Below are 17,596 nucleotides of genomic sequence, written 5' to 3'. Positions count from 1 at the left end.
CGTGCACCGGCAGAGCACTTACTGGCAGGGCGCTTACTGGCAGGGCGTTCATCGCCAGGCCGGTCATCCCGTGCGCAGCTTCTCGACTTGTGCGGTCAGTTCCTCGCCGCCCAGGGGGCCGGTGGCCTTGGTGGTGCTGCCGTCCGGTCTCATGAACAGGAACGTGGACTGCGAGGCGACACCGAACGCGGCCCACACCGCGCCCTTCTCGTCGGACAGGTGGGTGATGCCCCCGGTGCCGGTCTGCTGGACGAACTCCTTCATCGCCGCCTCGTCGTCCAGGCTCGCCACCCCGACGAAGGTCACGTCGCGGTAGGCCGCGGCGGCCGCCTTGACGTGCGGGGCCTCGGACCGGCACTTGGGGCACCACGGCGCCCAGAACCACAACACCACCGGCTTGCCCTTCAGGGTGTCGCTGGTGAACTCCTGGCCGTCCAGGGTCTTGGCGGTGAACCGCGACGCCGACGGAACGGCCGACGCCGGCGCTTGGCCGCCCGCCGTGGTGGCGGACGGTTGCGCCGGCGCGGTGCCGCAGGCGGTCAGGAGCACGGCCGAAGCGGCGATGGCGGCTGTCACTCGGGCTGTGAGAAGCATGGAGTGAGCCTAAAGATCGGAGGCGGGGACAATTCTTACGCGATGATGACGGCTTCGCCGCGCTGCGGGCGCCCCGCACTCACCGGGCCGGGTCGTGCGGGGCGATCGGCCGGCCGCCGTACAGGTCGGAGCAGGGCGGGTCGTGGCCGTTGAGGGGGACGTACAGGTTCCTGTCCGGGCCGAGCCGCCAGCCCATCAGGTGCAGCAGCCTGCTCGCCAGCGGCGTGAGCGGGTCGGCGATCAGCCTGCGCGGCGTGGGCAGCTCGGTGGCGGTACGGGCGATCAGCCGCACCGCGGCGACGTCGATGAAGGTCACCCCGCCGAGGTCGAGATGGATGTCCCCGCTGCCGCTCCGCACCGCCCACGCCAGCGCGCCGGCGAGCATGGGTGCGACCTCGCGGTCCAGCTCACCGCTGATGCTCAGGCCGTGCGGGTCCGCGACGGGGCGGATGGAGGCATGGCTGGCGCCGGTCTCGGCCGTCATCGGTCCTCCCACGTGCTCGGGAAACAATCGGTCAGCGCGCACGACCCGTGCCGGGCGCGGGCCGCGAGAGGTCGGTGCGGCGCCGCACGGCACTGCGGTGCGGGGACGCGCCGGGGCGGGGGACGCCCGGGTCGGTGAGACGGCGTCGATGTGCGCCGAGGTATGTCGATGTGCCTCGATGGAGGTCGAGGCACAGAGCCGACGAACAGTATGGCCGCCGCTTCCGCCTTCCTGCCCGGCGCCGACGACCCACCCATCCCAGGTCGGTCCGATGCGCCCGGCGCAACTCGCTGACGAGGGTCAGCCACTCTTGCTGCCCGCTGCGGCGGGATTTATGCCGCCGTCCCGCTTCCGCGCGCGGCCGATGCCTGCCCGCCTGCGGTTTCTCGGAGGCGGAGCCGCCCCGGACCCCGGCCGTCGAACGGGGCCCCGTTTAACGATCGCCCAGCCGGATAGCCGGTCGGAGGAAGCCCGCGCCCGCAACCTTCTGTCCCCGACCCGCGCGGGCCCGGTCATCATGAGTGCGGAGTTCGAGCTGCGCTGCCCCATCAGCCCCGATCTGGGCTACATCCGCGACCTGGTAGAGCTGCACGGCCGCCATCACGGGCTGTCGGGCGAGCGGCTCGAGGACCTGGTCGTGGCGGTCAACGAAGCGGTCACCAACGTACTCGACCACGGCGGACGCGCGGGCGTGGTCACCGCCCGCGTCCACGAGCACGGCATCACGGTGGAGATCTCCGACGTCGGCGGCCGGCTGACGCCCGAGCACCTGAAGGCGGCGCACGTCGATCCGACCGGCAGCCGCGGGTTCGGGCTGTGGATCATCCAGCACCTGTGCGACCAGGTCACCCTGGAGCAGACCGACCTGGGATCGGTGCTGGGCCTGCACTTCCACAGCACCCCCGCCCCGACCGACCGGCAGCGCCGCCGCGCCGCCCGCGAACCGGAGTCGCGGCACGCCACGCCCTGACCGCCGCCGCCGTCGAGGCCGGTGACGTCATCCCATGAACTCCTCGCGCGGCAGCCGGTGAAGGGCCCGCGCCGCGTTGAGGAAACCTTCGCGGTCGGCCGGCGGCAGGCGTTCGAGCAGCCGGTTCTCGTTGGCCTGGATCCGGTCTCTGATGGCCCTGCGCACCGTGCGGCCCTTGCCGGTGATCGCGAGGATCCGCGCGCGGCGGTCCCGCGGGTCCGGCTCGCGGGTGATCAGCCCGGCCGCCTGCAGCTTGTCGAGTGTGTCGATGATGCGGGTCTTGTCGGCGCCGACGGCCTCGGCGAGGGACGCCTGCGTGCGTACGGTGCCGTTGTCGAGCGCGCCGAGCACGACATATCCCCACATCGAGACGTCGTGCGCGGCCAGCACGGGCAGCTCGGCGGCGATCAGGGACTGCACGACGGGACGCAGCATCTCGGCGAGGTCGGGGCGCTCGGTCACCCGCCCCAAAATACCCGCTTGCCAAATGATAAGCGTGTGTAGATTATGTGCAGATGCTTATTAACTCGAACCTGGTCGCGCTGGACGCCGAGGCCGTCCGTACCAGCCTCGACGTGGCCGCCACGCTCAAGCCGGCCGACCTGTCCCTGCCGACGCCCTGCGCGGGATGGACCGTGCGCGACCTACTGGCGCACATGACGGCCCAGCATCACGGCTTCGCCGCGGCCTTCGAGGGCGACGGCGACCTCGCCCACTGGGAGGTGCGGCCGCTCGGCGACGACCCGGCCGCCGCCTACCGGGCCGCGGCCGAGCGGGTCCTGTCGGCCTTCGCCGCCGGCGGAGCGCTCGACCGGCTGGTCCCGCTGCCCGAGCTCGGCGGGTCGTTCCCGGCCGCGCGGGCGATCGGCTTCCACCTCGTCGACTACGTGGTGCATTCCTGGGACCTGGCCAAGCCCCTGGGCATCGAGGTGCGCTTCTCGCCCGAGGTGCAGGAGGCCGCTCTGGAGGTGGCGCGGGCCGTACCGGACGGGGAGGCGCGGCTGCGGCCGGGCGCGGCGTTCAAGCCCGCGCTGCCCAGCACGGGCGGCTCGCCTTTCGAGGACGTCCTCACCCTCCTCGGCCGCTCGCCCGATTGGGCGGTATGACCGCTTTAAGCCGGCGGCCTTCCTGGCCGGCGCCGCCCTGGTCACCACCACCACGCTGGCGGCCGCCGCCACCCCGGCCAGCGCGGCCGGGCCCTGCGGCAGCAGCTACAGCCGGGTCGGCGTCTACAGCATCGGCGTCGAGAAGTACGGCTACCGCACGGGCATCCTGGAGGTGTACTACAGCTCCAGCACCGGCAAGAACTGCGCCATCACCTACGGCGACGGCCCCTACGCCAACACCACGAGCTGGAAGGGCGTGGTGATCTCGCGCGGCGACGGCAGCGGCGAGGACAGCGACGCCGGCAACTACAAGTACTACGCCGGCCCCGTCTACGTCTCGGCGCCCGGCCAGTGCATCGACGTCGAGGGCATCTCGCCGTCGTGGACGAGCGTCAAGCTCAACAACGTCCACTGCGGCTGAGCTACTCACTGCCGGATTGAGTCGTTTCGCGCTCGTCCCGGCATGGTCGGCCACGACAATGTAGGGACATGCGCGATTTATCGACGAAGGTCATCCCGATGTGGCGCGCCGCCCTCATCGGGCTGATCACGGCCTTTCCCGCGGCCGTCATCAGCGCGGACCTCCAGGGGGAAGAGCGCGGCGGGCCCGCTCTGCCGGCGGTCACGCTCCTCGCGGCGATGAGCCTGGGCGCGTTGGGTGCGCGGCTGGCCCGGCTGCCCCGCTGGGGCGTGACCGGTCTCGTCGGCGGCGCGGTGGCCTGGCTGCTCATCGGCGCCCTCGCGGTGCTGGCGCCGGTGCCGGAGTCGGAGCTGATCGGCCGCCTGCCGGTCCTGGTCGTCCCCGTCTACGTGGCCGGGGGCGTGGCCGGCTTCGCGCTGGCGGTGTGGTCGCTCACCTCGCCCGTACGCTGGTGGGCGGTCGCCCTGGTCACCGTCGTGCCCCTCGTGTCCTGGGGCGCGGCGCAGCGCGAGCCGCAGATCCGGGCCTGGCTCGAAGTCCACGGCTTCGAGACGTCCGGGGTGCCGCTGATCGCTCCCCGCATCGAGGGCTACCGGCTGGTCCACGTGGATCTCAACGCCGCCGGCCCGCGGCCGTCCACGTGGCTGGAGTACTGGCGGGACGCCACGCCGGACCGGGGATTCTCCGAGATCCAGGTCACGGTCTGGCCCGCCACGGCCAGCAGCCCGCGCGACTCCTGCCTGGCCGTCACCGAGAACCTGGGCGCGACCCTGCACTGCACCCCTCTCCCGGGGGACCGCTGGGTTCGCACCGGCGCCGGCTCCGGCTGGGTCACCCTGTTCGCCCGGACGGGCGGCGCGCTGGTCATGCTCAACGGCTCCGGCGTCACCCAGGCCGACCTGGTGGCGGCGCTGCCCACCTTCCGCCCCGTTACGGCCCGGGACCTGGCGGCGATCTCATGACCGGCAAGGAGCACGGCGGCGTCAAGCCGCCGGCCGGATACCGGGATCCCAAGTCGGCGGGCCTGGCGTCGCGGTCCCGTGCCACGCTCGCCGCCGCGGCCCTGGTCGTGGCCGGTTGCGGCAGCGGCGCGGCGCTCAGCCAGGAGGCCATCGACCGGGCGCGGACGCAGGGGGTGGCGCCCGAGCTGATGTACGTCGTCGACCTGCCCGGCTTCGAGCTGGCCGAGCAGTCCGTGGGCGGGGTCGGCGAGGACGGCTTCGGCGCCGTCTACACCGGGCCCGGAGGCGAGCAGGTGGAGCTGCGGGTGGACCGCACGCCGTACGAGTGCGTGGGCACCTGCGAGCGGGACGACGGCGGAGGCTGGTACACCGTGCACGAGGGCCGGCAGGCGTACGTCGCCGTCCGTAAGGACCACTACGTCAAGCTCGTCTGCCCCGTCGGCCAGGTGGACCGGGCGGTGCTGAAGCGGGCGGCGGAAGCCGCCCGTCCGGTGGTCGGCGACGGCACCACTCCGGCGCCCCCGCCGAGCCCCGTGCGGCGCGGCGACCTGCCCCAGAACGGCGACGGCGCCCCCATCCAGCGAACCGGCCCCGGCGGCTGACCCTCGCAGGGGGACGAGCCTGACCTGGGTCATCTCGCGGCTCGTCACGCGCGGCGCGTCACCGCGATCTCCCGCTCCACCCGCGACAGCTTCTCGGGGTTGCGCACGTGGTAGGCGCCGGTGACGTAGCCGTTCTCCACGCGTACCGCCACCACGCCGTCGATCTCGCCGTCGACGCGCACGAGCAGGCCCGGGCCGCCGTTGATCTGCACCAGCTCGACCGACCTGTCCGCGTCGCGCTTCCACCAGCCGACGGCCAGCAGGCGCGCCACGTTCTCGATGCCCACGACGGGCCGCAGCAGGGCGTGCCGGACGCCGCCGCCGTCGCTCAGGGCGACGACGTCCGGCGCGAGGACGTCGAGCAGGCTCTGCAACTCGCCCGTCTCGACCGCCCGCTGGAACGCCTCCAGCGCGGCCCGGGTCTCGGCGGGGGAGGCGGTGCCGCGCGGCCGGCGCGCCGCCACGTGCGCCCGCGCCCGGTAGGCGAGCTGCCGGACGGCGCCCGGGCTCTTGCCGACGGCTTCGGCGATCTCGTCGTAGTCGAGGTCGAACACCTCGCGCAGCACGAACACCGCCCGCTCGGTCGGCTGCAACGTCTCCAGCACCAGCAGCATCGCCATCGACACGCTCTCGGCCAGCTCGACGTCCTCGGCCACGTCGGGCGCGGTCAGCAGCGGCTCCGGCAACCAGGGGCCCACGTAGGACTCCTTGCGCCGGCCGAGCGCGCGCAGCCGGTCGAGCGCCTGCCGGGTGACGATCCGCACCAGGTAGGCGCGCTCCTCCCGCACCGTGCCCGGATCGACGCCCACCCAGCGCAGCCACGTCTCCTGGAGGATGTCCTCGGCGTCGGCGGCCGAACCGAGCATCTCGTAGGCGACGGTGAACAGCAGGTTGCGGTGGGCGACGAACGCCTCGGTGGCGGAGTCGGGGTGACCGGCGCGCTCCGCACGTCGTCCGCTGTCCTGGTTCATGCCCGGCTCCTGCCTGTTCGTCCTCAGCTTTACCACACGCACAAGACGCCGGCCCGCGCCGCCGCGTAACACGCGCGGCCGGTGGCTTATGTCACATGCGGCCCGCTGTTACGCCGCCGCGGGCGCCGACGTCTCGTGGTCGTCAGAACGCCGCGCGAACGAGCCGCCGCGGCGCCACCACCACGAGACAGTGAGGCAGCACCATGTCCACACCCACCACGACCGGGACGCAGAGCCGGCGGTCGCGGATGCCCAACCCGCTTCCCTTCCTGCCCGAGATGGCGCAGGTCGGCGAAGGGCTGCACCGGGCCCTGCGCAACAGCGCGATCCCGCAGGCCACCATCCACCTGCTGCAACTGCGCGCCGGCCAGCTCCTCGGCAGCACGTACTTCACCGTCCGCGAGACCGGCAACCTGCGCCGGATCGAGGAGTCCGAGGAGCGCATCACCGCCGTGGCCACCTGGCGCGACGCCACCTGCTTCACCCCCGCCGAGCGCGCCGCGCTGGAACTGGTGGAGGCGGTCCTCACCCCGAACCCCTCCGGGGAGCGCGTGCCCGACGAGATGTACGCCAGAGCGTCGGCGCACTACGACCACCAGGCCATGTGGTCGCTCATCATGGCGATCGCCCACATCGGCTTCTTCACCCCCGCCGCGCTCATCGCCAAGCCCATCCCCGGCATGCCGCCCGGCCAGAACTACACCGACTGAGAAAGGAACCACCACCATGAGCACCACCACGTACACGGTCGCGGTCGCGGGCGCGACCGGGCGGCTGGGCCGCCACGTCGTCGACGTCCTGACCGAGCAGGGGCACCGCGCCGTGCCGATGTCGCGCGCCACCGGCGTGGACGTCATCACCGGCGAGGGCCTGGCCGAAGCGCTCGCCGGCGCCGACGTCATCATCGACGTCGCCTCCTGGCACGACTCCGACCAGGACGCGGCCACCGAGTTCTTCCGCACCTCCGCCCGCAACCTGCACGAATACGGGCAGCAAGCCCACGTCGCCCGGATCGCGATGGCGTCCATCATCGGCGCCGACAAGGCCACCGCCGGCTTCCTCGCCGCCAAGAAGGTGCACGAGGAGGTCCTGCTGCCCGGCCCGCTCCCGGTCCGCGTCCTGCGGGCGGCGCAGTTCCACGAGTTCGTCGGCCAGCTCCTCGACTGGCAGCAGGGGGACGTCGCCTACGTCCCGGCCCTGCCCACCCAGCTCGTGGCCTGCCGCGCCGTCGCCGAGGAGCTCGTCGCCCTGGCCCTGGCCCCTGAGGAGCCCGCTCCCGGCACGCCGATCCCCGAGATCGCCGGGCCCCGCCAGGAGATCATGGCCGAGGCGGCCAGGCTGCTCGGCGCCCGGCGCGGCGTCAAGGTGGTCGGCGTCGACGGCTCCGGCATGCCGGACGCCGAGCTCGCCGCCGCCGGCGCCTTCCTGCCCGGCCCGCACGCCAAGCTGGCCGGGCCCACCTTCCAGGACTGGCTCGACGCCCAGCCCTGACCCGCGCCCCGGCGGTCAGCTCCGGACCAGAGACCGCCCTGAGGCGCCGGGCGGTGGCCGGATCGAGCGCCCACGCCTTGACGCCGTGCGGGTGCCGCGCGAGGCCGGCGGTGACCCCCGGAGTGCGCGAACTCCGGGGGTCACCGCGTCGGCGACGATGCTGAAGGTGGCCGTCGATCTCCTGCTGCGGTGAAAGCCGCCCGCCGGTCAGGCGGCCGACCGGGGCACCTCGACGACGAAGCACATGAAGCTGATGCCGTTGAACGGTTCGGGGGCATCCGGGGCGGTCTTCGGCTCGCTGATGACGGAGAGGCGGAAGCCCGCGTCGGTGAAGGCGCCGGTCATCGCGTGCAGCGGCCGCCGCCAGAAGGTCAGCGGGTACTGCTTCCCGCCGAACGTCCACAGATCGGTGTAGCTGGTGGTGTCGCGATAGACGGGCCGGGGGTCCTCCGACAGCCACTCCACGAACGGGTGGTTCACCGACGCGATCAGCCGCCCGCCGGGCTTGATCAAGCGCCGCAGCTCGGCCAGCGTAGGCCCCCAGTCCTCCAGGTAGTGCAGCACGAGGGAGGCTATGACGTCGTCGAACTCGTCGTCGCCGAACGGCAGCGGCTCGCGCAGGTCGGCCACCCGCAGGTCCGCGTCGTCACCGAGCCGCCGCCGGGCCACCGCCAGCATCCCGGCGCTGGCGTCGATGCCGGTGACGATGGCGCCGCGCTCGCGCAGCCGCGCCGTGAGGGCGCCCGAGCCGCAGCCGGCGTCGAGGATCCGGCGGCCGGACACGTCTCCGGCGAGGTCCAGCATCGCCGGCCGCTCGATGTAGGCGTTGAGAAGGCTGTTCTCGTTCTCCGCCGCGTACTCCTCGGCGAAGCTGTCGTAGTCGTTCACCGCGACCGCCGGGTCGAGAGGCTCGGTGACGGGCGTGATCCAGTCAGGGCGCTGTACGTTGACGGGGCGCTCGGGCACACCGGTTCCGGGTTCCATTGCCGCAGCCTAGCGATCACCGGTCGCGATTCGCGGAAGTTTCGTGCCTTCTGCGCCGGAACGAGCGCGCTACTCTGTGATACTGTGTAGTGGTACTTGGTGCTACCGAGTACTGGAGAGATCGAAAAGGACCACGATGGACGACCTGACGGAGATGCTGAAAGGCACGCTCGAGGGCTGCGTGCTGCAGATCATCGGCCGCGAGGAAACCTACGGGTACGCCATCACCCGCCGGCTGAACGAACTCGGCTTCCACGGCGTCGTCGAAGGAACGGTTTACACCATTCTGCTGCGGCTGGAGAAGAACAAGCTCGTCCAGGTGACGAAACGACCGTCCGAGCAGGGCCCGCCCCGGAAGTTCTACGCGCTCAACGACGCGGGGCGCAAAGAGCTGGCGACCTTCTGGGCGAAATGGGAGTACGTCTCATCGCGGATCGACAAGCTCAAGGAGGGCGGAAGATGAGCTTCTGGGAAACCATCACCGGCAGCGATCTCACCCGCGAATGGAAGGCTTTCGAGGTGCGGGCCGCGGCCCTGCCGCCCGATCACCGGGCGGCCTGGGAACAGATCAAGAGCCACCTTTTCCTGTACGGCGACTTCACCGGCCGCAACCTGATGCCCATTTTCGACGGCGCTCTCGGGCTGCTCGAAGAAACGGCGGCCGACGGGCAGAGCATTCACGACGTGCTCGGCGACGACATCGAGGGCTTCTGCGCGGCACTGGCCGGCGGAGAAGGCGCCCGCACCTTTCGCGACCGGTGGCGCGCGCAACTGAACAGGAATGTCGCCAGGAAACTGGGCCGGCTGGGAGGCTGACGTGGGCATCCAGGACATCATCGAAGGCAAGAGGCAGTGGCGGGCGCACCTGGCCCGGGTCAAGGCACTGCCGCCGGACTACCAGATCGTCTACAAGGAGATCCAGCGGTACTACTTCAAGGTCGGGCCGCTCGAACTGACCGAAGGAGACCTGCTGTCGGGGCTCGTCGACTTCTTCGAGGAGGGCGCGGCGGCCGGCAAGGGCGTGCTGGAGCTCATCGGCGACGACGTCGCCGCCTTCGCCGACGGGCTCATCAAGGACTCGCGCACGTACGCGGACGTCTATCAGGAGTCCGTCAAGCAGAAGCCGCGAAAGTGACGCTCAAGGCTTGACGGCCAGACCCCCGTAGGCCCAGGCGTGGCCGCCGGGGATCTCCTCCTGGTACTCGTCGAGGTCCGGCCGCCACGTCACCACCTCGACGAGGCCCGGCTCCACCAGGTCCCAGCCCTCGAAGAAACGCAGCGTCTCGTCGTAGGTGCGCGGCACCATGGGGGCGGTGCTGTTGTCGTAGGGCTTGGTGAAGTCCTCGCGGCGCACCTGGTCGGCGAAGTCGAGCGTGATGTGCGACAGCAGCAGGTGGCTGCCGCTCGGCACCGCGACCTTCAGCTGCTCGACCAGCCCGTACGGGTCCTCCTCGTCGGTGATGAAGTGCATGACCCCGGCCAGGATGACGGCCACCGGCCGGGTGAAGTCGATCACCCGCCGGACCGCGGGATCGGCCAGGATCTTCTCCGGCTGCCGCAGATCGGCCTCGATCATGTCGGTCAGGCCCGCGGGGTCGCCGGTCAGCAGCGCACGGCCGTGCACCAGCACGATCGGATCGTTGTCCACGTAGGCCACCCGGGCCTCGGGCACGACCTTCTGGGCGATCGTGTGCGTGTTGTCCTGGGTCGGGATCCCGGTGCCGATGTCGAGGAACTGGGTGATCCCGGCCTCGGCCGCCAGATACCCCACCGCCCGGCCCAGGAACGCGCGATGCGCGCGCACGCCTTCACGCGTGCCCGGCGACACCTCGATGAGCGCTTCCGCGGCCTTGCGGTCGGAGGCGAAGTGGTCCTTGCCGCCCAAAAGGTAGTCGTAGATCCGAGCCGGATGGGGGATGTGCGGGTTGATCCTCGGGCTCGGAACCTCTTCGGGGGCCGGCGCGTCCGCCCCTCCGTCGCTGTGAGTCATGTTCTCTTCCGTGGCGAGATCACTTAGGGCCATCAGTGTGGGGATCGCGCCGAAAACTGTCAATATCGCGACCGCAACTTTCGGTCGTCATATGACGCCGTGGTCGGGAACTCCCTGCGCGGGATCATGAAACTTTCATGGGCGCGCAGGCACGGGCCGAAGACATCTCACCTCGGTAAGCCAAGGTGAGTGCGGGCCGCAGTACGCTCTCCGGGCCTCGCAAGCTACGCCACCCTTGACAGTACCTTTCGGACTCGGATTTGCTCCGTCCGCCACCACTTCCCTCAACCCGAAGTCGGGAGCTCGACCGCTCAGCGGTTTGTTAGCGCTAACAACGGAGGCGGACCCATGCGACCAAGCGAACCGCGGACCTGGAGACGATGGTGGGCCCTCGTGCTCACGGTGGTGGCGTTAGCCGCGACCGGCACGATGCTGGGGACCGGGGTCGCCGGCGCCGAGTCGAACGGGGGAGTGCGGGTCATGCCCCTCGGCGACTCGATCACCGAGGGCACCCAGGTGCCGGGCGGCTACCGCATCGGCCTGTGGCAGCGCCTCGCCGCCGGCCGCTACACCATCGACTTCGTCGGCTCCCAGTTCAACGGGCCGGGCAACCTCGGCGACCACGATCACGAAGGCCACCCCGGCTGGCGCATCGACCAGATCGACGCCAACATCGCCGGCTGGCTGCGCACGTACACGCCGCGCACCGTGCTGCTCCACATCGGCACCAACGACATCCTGCAGAACTACAACGTCTCCGGCGCCCCCCAACGGCTCTCCGCCCTGATCGACCACATCACCACCGCCGTGCCGAACGCGGACGTCTTCGTCGCCACCATCATCCCGCTGTCCAACTCCGGCCAGGAGGCCGCCGCCCGCACGTTCAACGCGGCCATCCCCGGCATCGTGCAGAGCAAGGTGAGCAGCGGCAAGCACGTCCACCTGGTCGACATGCACAGCAAGCTCACCACCTCCGACCTGATCGACGGCATCCACCCGACCGCCGGCGGCTACGACAAGATGGCCGCCGCCTGGTACGCGGCGCTCCAGTCCGTCTCCGGCAGCATCGGCCAGCCCGGGGACAACCCCTCCGGCGCGATGGCCATCAGAGGCGTCGGCTCGGGCCGCTGCCTCGACGTCACCGGCGCGTCCCAGACGAACGGCGCCCAAGCCCAGATCTGGGACTGCAACAGCCAGCCCAACCAGCAGTGGACCCCCACCGCGAGCGGCGAACTGCGCGTCTACGGCGGCAAATGCCTGGACGTGTCCAACCGCAGCACCGCCGACGGCGCCGGCGTCGCCATCTGGGACTGCAACGGCCAGAGCAACCAGCAGTGGCGCTTCAACACCGACGGCAGCATCACCGCCGTGGGCGCGAACAAGTGCCTGGACGTGCCCAACTACTCCACGGCGAACGGCGTCAAGCTCCAGATCTGGTCCTGCAGCGGCGCCACCAACCAACGCTGGACCCGCATCAGCCCGTGACCGCACTCCGGCCCGTCTAGAGGGACGGCGCGGGCGGATGGCCCGCGCTCCCGGGTCGGTCACCACCGCAGGCCGGCCCGATGGCGGCGCTCCGGTCTGGATGCCCGTCGCCCGGCCTGATGCCCGCGCTCATCCTCGCGGCCGGGCCCCATCCTCGCGGCCTCGCGCCGGCCTTTCGGGGCGCGACGGTGCGACGCGGGAGGCGGCCCGAGGATGCGACGCGGGGGTGTGACGCCGGAGGGTGACGCTGTGGGCTGTGCCGCTGTGCCGCTGTGAGCTGTGCCGCTGTGAGGTGTGGTGCTTTGGGGCGTGGTGCTCCGGGGCGTGAGGCTTTGGGGCGTGAGGCTTAAGGTCCTCACGCGAGCACGCGCCAGAGCGCCAGGACGGCCAGCAGGGACGCCGCGCCCGCCGCACCCACGACCAGGCCGGGCGCCGCCACCTCACCCAGCGCCCCGCCGCCCGCCGCGAACACCCCCTGCGCCGTCATGGTCCCGGTCAGCGCCAGCCCGAACGCCTGCCCGCGGTTCCCCTCCGGCACCGCCTCCAGGAACCGCCGGGCCAGCCCCAGCTGGTACGCGACCCCGAACCCGGACCCGGCGAGCAGCAACCCCGCGACAACCGGCCCGGGCGAGAGCACGAACCCGAGCAACGGCGCACCGAGCAACAACGCCAGCGGCCCGGCCAGCCGCTCCCTACGTCGTGGAGCGACCAGCCGCCCGATCACGAGATCACCGGCGAGCATGCCGAGCGCCACTGCGGTGAACAACATCCCGGCCGCGCCCGGCACGCCGATCCGGTCGGCGTACGGAACGAGCACCCCCTCGGCGCCGACCACGAGCGCGGCCGGCAGCCACTGAGCCAGCAACAACGAACGCACCGCGGGCCGGCGCAGCAGCGCACGATTGACCCGCCAGGTCTCACGCACCCCGCCCCCAGTTTTCGCAGCGCGGTGCGGTCTCTCGGACAGCCGCAGGCGCAGCAGCGCGGCCGACAGCAGGCAGCTCACCACGGTGATCCAGAGCGCGCCGTACGGGCCGAGCGCCACGATCAGCATCCCGCCCGTCGCGAACCCGAGCACCTGCGTACCGCCCGCGGCCATGGAGAACACGGCCCGGCCGAGCACGTACCGATCGCCGTCGAGCAACTCGGGCAGCAGCGCGCCGCGCGCTGCGGAGGCGACCGCGCCTGGCACGCCGGCGACGAACACCAGCACCAGCATCGCGACGGGAGAGAGCAGCCCGGCGGCGAGCACGGCAGCGACCACGGCCCGAACCAGGTCATAACCCACCATCACGGCCCGCGGCGGCCACCGATCGGCGTAGGCCAGCAGCAGCGTCCCACCGAGAGCGTGAGGCAGGAAACCGGCGACGTAGGCCAGCGCGCCCAGCAGCGTCGAGCCGGTGCCGGCGTAGACGGTCACCGAGAGCGCGAGCATCTTCACGGTCTCGCCGCCGAGGAAGAGCGCGTACCCGGCGAACAGCACCCGGAACTGCCTCACCGCGAACACCTCACGGTAGCGCGCGCCCTCCCGTACGACCTCGTGCGCGGGCTCCCGTGCGGACGCGTGAGCAGCGGCCGGCACGGGTCCCTGGGCGGGCTCGGGCGCGTTCTGGAGCGTCGTCATGCGGGCCAGTCTCGGGCAGGCCCGACGCGGGCGTTAGGGTTTCGTGTGGAGGCGAAAGATGCTCGTCATCGAAGTCGGGCCGGTCGACGTGGCCCACACCCGTTACGCGATCTCGCCGCTCGGTGAGGCGATGAACGCATTGCGGGTGGCGGCGGGCAAGCAGTCGGCCGGGCCGTTGCGGCCGTGGGCGGAGCGGGTCGCACCCCGGTACGCGCGGTTGCTGCGCGAGACGCCCGCGGTCGCGGCGTTGACGGCGCTGTTCCGCCGCGGCGCCTACAACGCCGACTTCATTCATCCGCCGCCGTCGGGCCACGGCGGCGACTTCGCGGCCGAGCTCGCCGTGGTGCGGGCGACCCCGCCGCACCAGGCCCGCGCGGAGATCGCCCGTAACCTGGCGGGCCTGCCCGCGCCGCCACGCCGCGTCCTGGAGATCCTGTCCGCCCCGGACGTGCTCACCCGGCTGGCGGACGCGATCGAGGCGACCTGGTACGCGCTGGTCGAGCCGGACTGGCCGCGGCTGCGTACGGTGCTGGAACGCGACCTGGTGCACCGCGCCGGGCACCTGGCGATGTACGGCTGGGCCGCGGCGCTGTCCGACCTGGATCCGCGGGTACGCTGGCGTTCCGAGGGCGCCGACGGCGTGATCGAGGTGCGCACCGGCCCCCGGAACGAGTGTCAGCGGCACCGGCTGGGCGGCAAGGGCCTGCTGCTGATGCCGACCGTCTTTGGCACCCTCATCAGCTACGTCGAGCCGCCCTGGCCGTACGCCCTGGTGTATCCGGCGCGCGGCGTCGCGAACCTGCTGGGACCGCCACTACCCCCTCAGGGCGGCGCGGCGGCGCTGGCACGGCTGGTCGGCCCGCACCGCGCGCAGGTGCTGCGGGCGCTGGAGGTGCCGGCGACGACCACGCAGCTGGTCCGGCAGCTGGGGCTCAGCCTGGGCGCCGTCGGCGGCCACCTGGCGGCGCTGCGCGAATCCGGCCTGGTCACGCGGACGCGCACGGGCCGCTCCGTCCGTTACGAACGCACCCCGCTGGGCGCGGCCCTGGCCGGCGACTGAGCGGGCGGTCGCCGCGGCAGGTCGATGACGAACGAGCCTGGAGCGCGTGTCGTGCGGGCTGGGTCGCCCATGGTCGCCCGCCTGACAAGGAGCGAAAACTGCCTGCTCCGCGCCAGTCTGGAAGGACATCCCGTTCGCCGGCGACGGCGACGAGGCGAGCGCCACGCCCGGCTCGCTCCCCGCCCCGCCGTGCCCAGCCGAAGCACCGCGGGCGGCCCGGCGACGCACCCGCCCCGAGAACGGCCTGCCGGCCGGCCCGTGGCTGCGCACCCACGTCCGCGCGGGTGGGACGATCACCGGCCTCGCGCCCGCGTCCATGACGGTCACCGGTTCTCTCGCCCACGGTCATGCCGTCTACGCCGAGCTTGACGTCTGGGTCCACCACTCCACCAGAATAACCAACTAAACAAGTAGGACTTGACGGTTATTGCGCATTGTGCTGAGCTGGGGCCGCTGACGGACGTGAGAAAGGCCCCGCCTCATGCATGTGGAATTCCGTCCCTTACCGGCCGCACCCATAGACGTGCTGGACGATCCCGTCCGGGCCGCGCTGCTCGGAGCGCACGCCCACCTCGCCGAACGGCGCGGCCGGGTGCTGCGTTACCCCGTGGACGTCGCCCCGTTCCTGTCGATGCCGGCCGACGCGGGCCCCGCCGACTGGCGGGACGTGGCGGCGCTGGCGGGCGAGGGCGGCGAGGTGCCGCTGACCGGCCCGGTGCTGCTGCCGCCGCCCGGCTGGCAGGAGGCGAGGAACGTTCCCGGCGTCCAGCTCACCGGCGAGCACATCGGGGGCAGGCACGATCCGGGCGTGGTGCGGCTGGGGCCGGCGGACGTGCCCGAGATGCTGGACCTCGTCGAGCGGACCAAGCCGGGCCCGTTCCGGCCGCGTACCGTCGAGCTGGGCGTCTATCTGGGGATCCGGCACGGCGGCGCGCTGGTGGCGATGGCGGGGGAGCGGCTGCGCCCGCCGGGCTGGACGGAGATCAGCGCCGTCTGCACCGATCCCGCGCACCGGGGGAGGGGCCTGGCGACCCGGCTGGTGCTGGCGGTCGCCGCGGGCATCAGGGAGCGCGGCGAGACGCCGTTCCTGCACGCCTCCGCCGCCAACACCCCCGCCATCCGCCTGTACGAACGGCTCGGCTTCCGCCTGCGCCGCACCACCGAGTTCCGCACGGTACGGGTTCCGGCGCCCGCCCGGATCGAGGGCCGGTCATGACGTTGCCCGAGGTGGAGGCCCCCGCCCGGCAGGAGGCGCGGCGGCCCCTGGAGGTGGTGACCGCCCGTCACCCGCTGCGCTGGCTGGCCGCGGCCGGCGTGCTCGTGGTGCTGGCGATGGCCGCCAGCGCCCTGATCACGAACCCGGCCTGGGAGTGGGAGGTGGTCGGGCAGTACCTGTTCGCGCCGTCGGTGGTGCGCTCGGTGCTGCTGACGCTGGAGCTGACCGCGCTCGGCATCGGTCTCGGCTTCGCCCTGGGCACGGTGCTGGCGCTCATGCGCCTGTCGCCGAACCGGCTGCTGTCGTCGGTGGCCTTCGGGTACGTGTGGCTGTTCCGGTCGGTGCCGCTCATCCTGCAACTGCTGTTCTGGTACAACCTGGCGCTGCTCTATCCGAGGCTGTCGGTCGGGGTGCCGTTCGGCCCCGAGTTCTTCGACTTCGGCACGATGGACCTGGTGGGGCCGCTCACGGCGGCGGTGCTCGGGCTGGCGTTGCACCAGGCCGCGTACGCCGCCGAGATCGTCCGCGGCGGCCTGCTGTCGGTGGACGCGGGGCAGCGGGAGGCCGCCGCCGCGCTGGGGCTGCCGCCGGGCCGGCGGCTGTTGCGGATCATCCTGCCGCAGGCCATGCGGACGATCGTGCCCAACGCCGGGAACGAGATCATCGGCCTGGTCAAGGGCACCTCGGTCGTCTACATCATGGCGCTGCCCGAGCTGTTCTACCAGGTGCAGGTGATCTACAACCGCAACGGCCGCGTCATGGCCCTGCTGCTGGTCGCGGCGCTCTGGTACCTCGCGCTGACCACCGTCCTGTCGATCGCGCAGCACTACGTCGAGCGCCACTACGGCAAGGGGCGGGCATGAGCGCGATGGTCGAGCTGCGCGGTGTCCACAAGAGCTTCGGCCCCCTGCACGTGCTGCGCGGCGTGGACCTCGACGTGCCCAGGGGCCAGGTGCTGGTGGTGCTCGGCCCGTCCGGGTCCGGCAAGTCGACGCTGCTGCGCACGATCAACCACCTGGAGAAGGTGGATCGCGGCTCGGTGCGGGTGGACGGGCGCCTGCTCGGCTACCGGCAGGTGGGCGAGCGCCTGCACGAGCTGCCCGAACGCGAGGTGCTGCGGCAGCGCACCCAGATCGGCTTCGTCTTCCAGTCCTTCAACCTCTTCCCGCACCTCACCGTCAGGCAGAACCTGATGGAGGCACCCCTGTCGGCGCAGCGCCGGCCGCGCGCCGAGGTCGAGCCGCTGGCCGAGCGGCTGCTGGCCCGCGTCGGCCTGGCCGACAAGGCCGACGCCTACCCCCGTACGCTCTCCGGCGGCCAGCAGCAGCGCGTCGCCATCGCCCGCGCGCTGGCCCTGGAGCCCAAGCTGCTGCTGTTCGACGAGCCCACCTCCGCGCTCGACCCCGAGCTGGTGGGCGAGGTGCTCGACGTCATCAAGGGCCTCGCCCGCGCCGGCACCACCATGATCGTCGTCACCCATGAGATCGGGTTCGCCCGCGAGGTGGCCGACGCGGTGGCGTTCATGGACGCCGGCCGCGTCGTCGAGCTCGGCCCGCCCGCCCAGATCCTCGACGCCCCCGCCCACGAGCGCACCCGCGCCTTCCTCGCCAAGGTCCTCTGACACCCCAAGGACGCC

General features: G+C 72.0%; 22 protein-coding genes. 15 read left to right on the top strand and 7 right to left on the bottom strand.

Annotated elements, in window-relative coordinates; all coding sequences use genetic code 11:
- Positions 1 to 63 precede the first annotated feature (63 nt).
- Positions 64 to 594: a TlpA family protein disulfide reductase gene (locus tag KIS93_RS61800; RefSeq protein WP_080038082.1), complete on the bottom strand. Its 531-nt coding sequence runs from the start codon at positions 592 to 594 to the stop codon at positions 64 to 66.
- Between the two features lie 79 nt (positions 595 to 673).
- A complete protein-coding gene (locus tag KIS93_RS61795; protein ID WP_080038083.1) occupies positions 674 to 1,078 on the bottom strand; it encodes an STAS domain-containing protein in 405 nt (134 codons plus the stop codon).
- 517 nt (positions 1,079 to 1,595) lie between these two features.
- Between KIS93_RS61795 and KIS93_RS61790 the strand changes: the two genes are divergently transcribed.
- Complete coding sequence (locus tag KIS93_RS61790) at positions 1,596 to 2,048, top strand: ATP-binding protein (RefSeq protein ID WP_186405172.1); 453 nt, start codon at positions 1,596 to 1,598, stop codon at positions 2,046 to 2,048.
- Between the two features lie 27 nt (positions 2,049 to 2,075).
- On the opposite strand, the gene KIS93_RS61785 is transcribed toward KIS93_RS61790, so the two are convergent.
- Complete coding sequence (locus tag KIS93_RS61785) at positions 2,076 to 2,510, bottom strand: MarR family winged helix-turn-helix transcriptional regulator (RefSeq protein ID WP_080038084.1); 435 nt, start codon at positions 2,508 to 2,510, stop codon at positions 2,076 to 2,078.
- 53 nt (positions 2,511 to 2,563) lie between these two features.
- Here KIS93_RS61785 and KIS93_RS61780 point away from each other — a divergent pair, with 53 nt between their 5' ends.
- The 4 genes from KIS93_RS61780 (at position 2,564) to KIS93_RS61765 (ending at position 5,139) form a co-directional block, all read left to right on the top strand.
- On the top strand, positions 2,564 to 3,154 hold the full coding sequence (locus KIS93_RS61780) for a TIGR03086 family metal-binding protein (RefSeq protein WP_155126870.1): 591 nt from the start codon (positions 2,564 to 2,566) through the stop codon (positions 3,152 to 3,154).
- A 172-nt stretch (positions 3,155 to 3,326) separates the two neighbouring features.
- Positions 3,327 to 3,575 (top strand): hypothetical protein, encoded by a 249-nt coding sequence (locus KIS93_RS61775; RefSeq protein WP_080038086.1) that lies wholly within the window; start codon positions 3,327 to 3,329, stop codon positions 3,573 to 3,575.
- Between the two features lie 68 nt (positions 3,576 to 3,643).
- On the top strand, positions 3,644 to 4,537 hold the full coding sequence (locus KIS93_RS61770; RefSeq protein WP_155126873.1) for a hypothetical protein: 894 nt from the start codon (positions 3,644 to 3,646) through the stop codon (positions 4,535 to 4,537).
- Positions 4,534 to 5,139: a hypothetical protein gene (locus tag KIS93_RS61765; protein ID WP_080038088.1), complete on the top strand. Its 606-nt coding sequence runs from the start codon at positions 4,534 to 4,536 to the stop codon at positions 5,137 to 5,139. Before KIS93_RS61770 ends, KIS93_RS61765 begins: the two co-directional genes overlap by 4 nt.
- 44 nt (positions 5,140 to 5,183) lie before the next feature.
- On the opposite strand, the gene KIS93_RS61760 is transcribed toward KIS93_RS61765, so the two are convergent.
- On the bottom strand, positions 5,184 to 6,110 hold the full coding sequence (locus KIS93_RS61760) for an RNA polymerase sigma-70 factor (RefSeq protein ID WP_080038089.1): 927 nt from the start codon (positions 6,108 to 6,110) through the stop codon (positions 5,184 to 5,186).
- 203 nt (positions 6,111 to 6,313) lie between these two features.
- On the opposite strand from KIS93_RS61760, the gene KIS93_RS61755 reads away from it, so the two are divergent.
- Both KIS93_RS61755 and KIS93_RS61750 read left to right on the top strand, forming a co-directional pair.
- Positions 6,314 to 6,820: a carboxymuconolactone decarboxylase family protein gene (locus KIS93_RS61755; protein WP_080038090.1), complete on the top strand. Its 507-nt coding sequence runs from the start codon at positions 6,314 to 6,316 to the stop codon at positions 6,818 to 6,820.
- A gap of 16 nt (positions 6,821 to 6,836) precedes the next feature.
- Positions 6,837 to 7,601 (top strand): SDR family oxidoreductase, encoded by a 765-nt coding sequence (locus tag KIS93_RS61750; protein ID WP_080038091.1) that lies wholly within the window; start codon positions 6,837 to 6,839, stop codon positions 7,599 to 7,601.
- Positions 7,602 to 7,808: 207 nt separating this feature from the next.
- Here KIS93_RS61750 and KIS93_RS61745 read toward each other — a convergent pair whose 3' ends face one another.
- A complete protein-coding gene (locus KIS93_RS61745) occupies positions 7,809 to 8,585 on the bottom strand; it encodes a class I SAM-dependent methyltransferase (RefSeq protein ID WP_080038092.1) in 777 nt (258 codons plus the stop codon).
- 136 nt (positions 8,586 to 8,721) lie between these two features.
- Between KIS93_RS61745 and KIS93_RS61740 the strand changes: the two genes are divergently transcribed.
- Genes KIS93_RS61740 through KIS93_RS61730 form a run of 3 tightly spaced genes read left to right on the top strand, consistent with a single transcriptional unit; the run spans position 8,722 to position 9,720 of the window.
- The gene (locus KIS93_RS61740) at positions 8,722 to 9,048 is read left to right on the top strand and encodes a PadR family transcriptional regulator (protein ID WP_080038093.1); all 327 of its coding nucleotides are present in this window, start codon (positions 8,722 to 8,724) and stop codon (positions 9,046 to 9,048) included.
- The gene (locus KIS93_RS61735) at positions 9,045 to 9,401 is read left to right on the top strand and encodes a DUF1048 domain-containing protein (RefSeq protein ID WP_080038094.1); all 357 of its coding nucleotides are present in this window, start codon (positions 9,045 to 9,047) and stop codon (positions 9,399 to 9,401) included. The genes KIS93_RS61740 and KIS93_RS61735 overlap by 4 nt, the downstream gene beginning before the upstream one ends.
- A gap of 1 nt (position 9,402) precedes the next feature.
- On the top strand, positions 9,403 to 9,720 hold the full coding sequence (locus tag KIS93_RS61730; RefSeq protein WP_080038095.1) for a DUF1048 domain-containing protein: 318 nt from the start codon (positions 9,403 to 9,405) through the stop codon (positions 9,718 to 9,720).
- 3 nt (positions 9,721 to 9,723) lie between these two features.
- On the opposite strand, the gene KIS93_RS61725 is transcribed toward KIS93_RS61730, so the two are convergent.
- Complete coding sequence (locus tag KIS93_RS61725) at positions 9,724 to 10,575, bottom strand: SAM-dependent methyltransferase (protein WP_080038096.1); 852 nt, start codon at positions 10,573 to 10,575, stop codon at positions 9,724 to 9,726.
- 393 nt (positions 10,576 to 10,968) lie between these two features.
- Between KIS93_RS61725 and KIS93_RS61720 the strand changes: the two genes are divergently transcribed.
- Positions 10,969 to 12,060, top strand: a complete 1,092-nt coding sequence (locus KIS93_RS61720; protein WP_230466103.1) for an SGNH/GDSL hydrolase family protein — start codon at positions 10,969 to 10,971, stop codon at positions 12,058 to 12,060.
- Between the two features lie 355 nt (positions 12,061 to 12,415).
- Here KIS93_RS61720 and KIS93_RS61715 read toward each other — a convergent pair whose 3' ends face one another.
- Positions 12,416 to 13,684 carry an MFS transporter gene (locus tag KIS93_RS61715; protein ID WP_080038097.1) on the bottom strand — a complete coding sequence of 423 codons (1,269 nt, stop codon included), beginning with the start codon at positions 13,682 to 13,684 and terminating at the stop codon, positions 12,416 to 12,418.
- A gap of 58 nt (positions 13,685 to 13,742) precedes the next feature.
- Here KIS93_RS61715 and KIS93_RS61710 point away from each other — a divergent pair, with 58 nt between their 5' ends.
- From KIS93_RS61710 to KIS93_RS61695, 4 genes are all read left to right on the top strand, one after another.
- Positions 13,743 to 14,744 carry an ArsR/SmtB family transcription factor gene (locus KIS93_RS61710; protein ID WP_080038098.1) on the top strand — a complete coding sequence of 334 codons (1,002 nt, stop codon included), beginning with the start codon at positions 13,743 to 13,745 and terminating at the stop codon, positions 14,742 to 14,744.
- 481 nt (positions 14,745 to 15,225) lie between these two features.
- Positions 15,226 to 15,960, top strand: coding sequence for a GNAT family N-acetyltransferase (locus KIS93_RS61705; protein WP_080038099.1), 735 nt, complete (start codon positions 15,226 to 15,228; stop codon positions 15,958 to 15,960).
- Positions 15,957 to 16,823 carry an amino acid ABC transporter permease gene (locus KIS93_RS61700; protein ID WP_080038100.1) on the top strand — a complete coding sequence of 289 codons (867 nt, stop codon included), beginning with the start codon at positions 15,957 to 15,959 and terminating at the stop codon, positions 16,821 to 16,823. The genes KIS93_RS61705 and KIS93_RS61700 overlap by 4 nt, the downstream gene beginning before the upstream one ends.
- A complete protein-coding gene (locus KIS93_RS61695) occupies positions 16,820 to 17,581 on the top strand; it encodes an amino acid ABC transporter ATP-binding protein (protein ID WP_080038101.1) in 762 nt (253 codons plus the stop codon). The genes KIS93_RS61700 and KIS93_RS61695 overlap by 4 nt, the downstream gene beginning before the upstream one ends.
- The last annotated feature ends 15 nt before the right edge of the window (positions 17,582 to 17,596 follow it).

It is taken from the genome of [Actinomadura] parvosata subsp. kistnae (assembly GCF_900323885.1).
GTDB lineage: Bacteria > Actinomycetota > Actinomycetes > Streptosporangiales > Streptosporangiaceae > Nonomuraea > Nonomuraea composti.
This window is presented reverse-complemented; position numbering and strand designations above follow the sequence as displayed.

Excerpts from the sequence above, each read along its gene's own strand:
- KIS93_RS61800 (WP_080038082.1), bottom strand. The coding sequence starts at position 594 with ATGCTTCTCACAGCCCGAGTGACAGCCGCCATCGCCGCTTCGGCCGTG.
- KIS93_RS61795 (WP_080038083.1), bottom strand. The coding sequence starts at position 1,078 with ATGACGGCCGAGACCGGCGCCAGCCATGCCTCCATCCGCCCCGTCGCG.
- KIS93_RS61790 (WP_186405172.1), top strand. The coding sequence starts at position 1,596 with ATGAGTGCGGAGTTCGAGCTGCGCTGCCCCATCAGCCCCGATCTGGGC.
- KIS93_RS61780 (WP_155126870.1), top strand. The coding sequence starts at position 2,564 with ATGCTTATTAACTCGAACCTGGTCGCGCTGGACGCCGAGGCCGTCCGT.
- KIS93_RS61770 (WP_155126873.1), top strand. The coding sequence starts at position 3,644 with ATGCGCGATTTATCGACGAAGGTCATCCCGATGTGGCGCGCCGCCCTC.
- KIS93_RS61765 (WP_080038088.1), top strand. The coding sequence starts at position 4,534 with ATGACCGGCAAGGAGCACGGCGGCGTCAAGCCGCCGGCCGGATACCGG.
- KIS93_RS61760 (WP_080038089.1), bottom strand. The coding sequence starts at position 6,110 with ATGAACCAGGACAGCGGACGACGTGCGGAGCGCGCCGGTCACCCCGAC.
- KIS93_RS61755 (WP_080038090.1), top strand. The coding sequence starts at position 6,314 with ATGTCCACACCCACCACGACCGGGACGCAGAGCCGGCGGTCGCGGATG.
- KIS93_RS61750 (WP_080038091.1), top strand. The coding sequence starts at position 6,837 with ATGAGCACCACCACGTACACGGTCGCGGTCGCGGGCGCGACCGGGCGG.
- KIS93_RS61745 (WP_080038092.1), bottom strand. The coding sequence starts at position 8,585 with ATGGAACCCGGAACCGGTGTGCCCGAGCGCCCCGTCAACGTACAGCGC.
- KIS93_RS61740 (WP_080038093.1), top strand. The coding sequence starts at position 8,722 with ATGGACGACCTGACGGAGATGCTGAAAGGCACGCTCGAGGGCTGCGTG.
- KIS93_RS61735 (WP_080038094.1), top strand. The coding sequence starts at position 9,045 with ATGAGCTTCTGGGAAACCATCACCGGCAGCGATCTCACCCGCGAATGG.
- KIS93_RS61725 (WP_080038096.1), bottom strand. The coding sequence starts at position 10,575 with ATGACTCACAGCGACGGAGGGGCGGACGCGCCGGCCCCCGAAGAGGTT.
- KIS93_RS61715 (WP_080038097.1), bottom strand. The coding sequence starts at position 13,684 with ATGACGACGCTCCAGAACGCGCCCGAGCCCGCCCAGGGACCCGTGCCG.
- KIS93_RS61710 (WP_080038098.1), top strand. The coding sequence starts at position 13,743 with ATGCTCGTCATCGAAGTCGGGCCGGTCGACGTGGCCCACACCCGTTAC.
- KIS93_RS61705 (WP_080038099.1), top strand. The coding sequence starts at position 15,226 with ATGCATGTGGAATTCCGTCCCTTACCGGCCGCACCCATAGACGTGCTG.
- KIS93_RS61700 (WP_080038100.1), top strand. The coding sequence starts at position 15,957 with ATGACGTTGCCCGAGGTGGAGGCCCCCGCCCGGCAGGAGGCGCGGCGG.
- KIS93_RS61695 (WP_080038101.1), top strand. The coding sequence starts at position 16,820 with ATGAGCGCGATGGTCGAGCTGCGCGGTGTCCACAAGAGCTTCGGCCCC.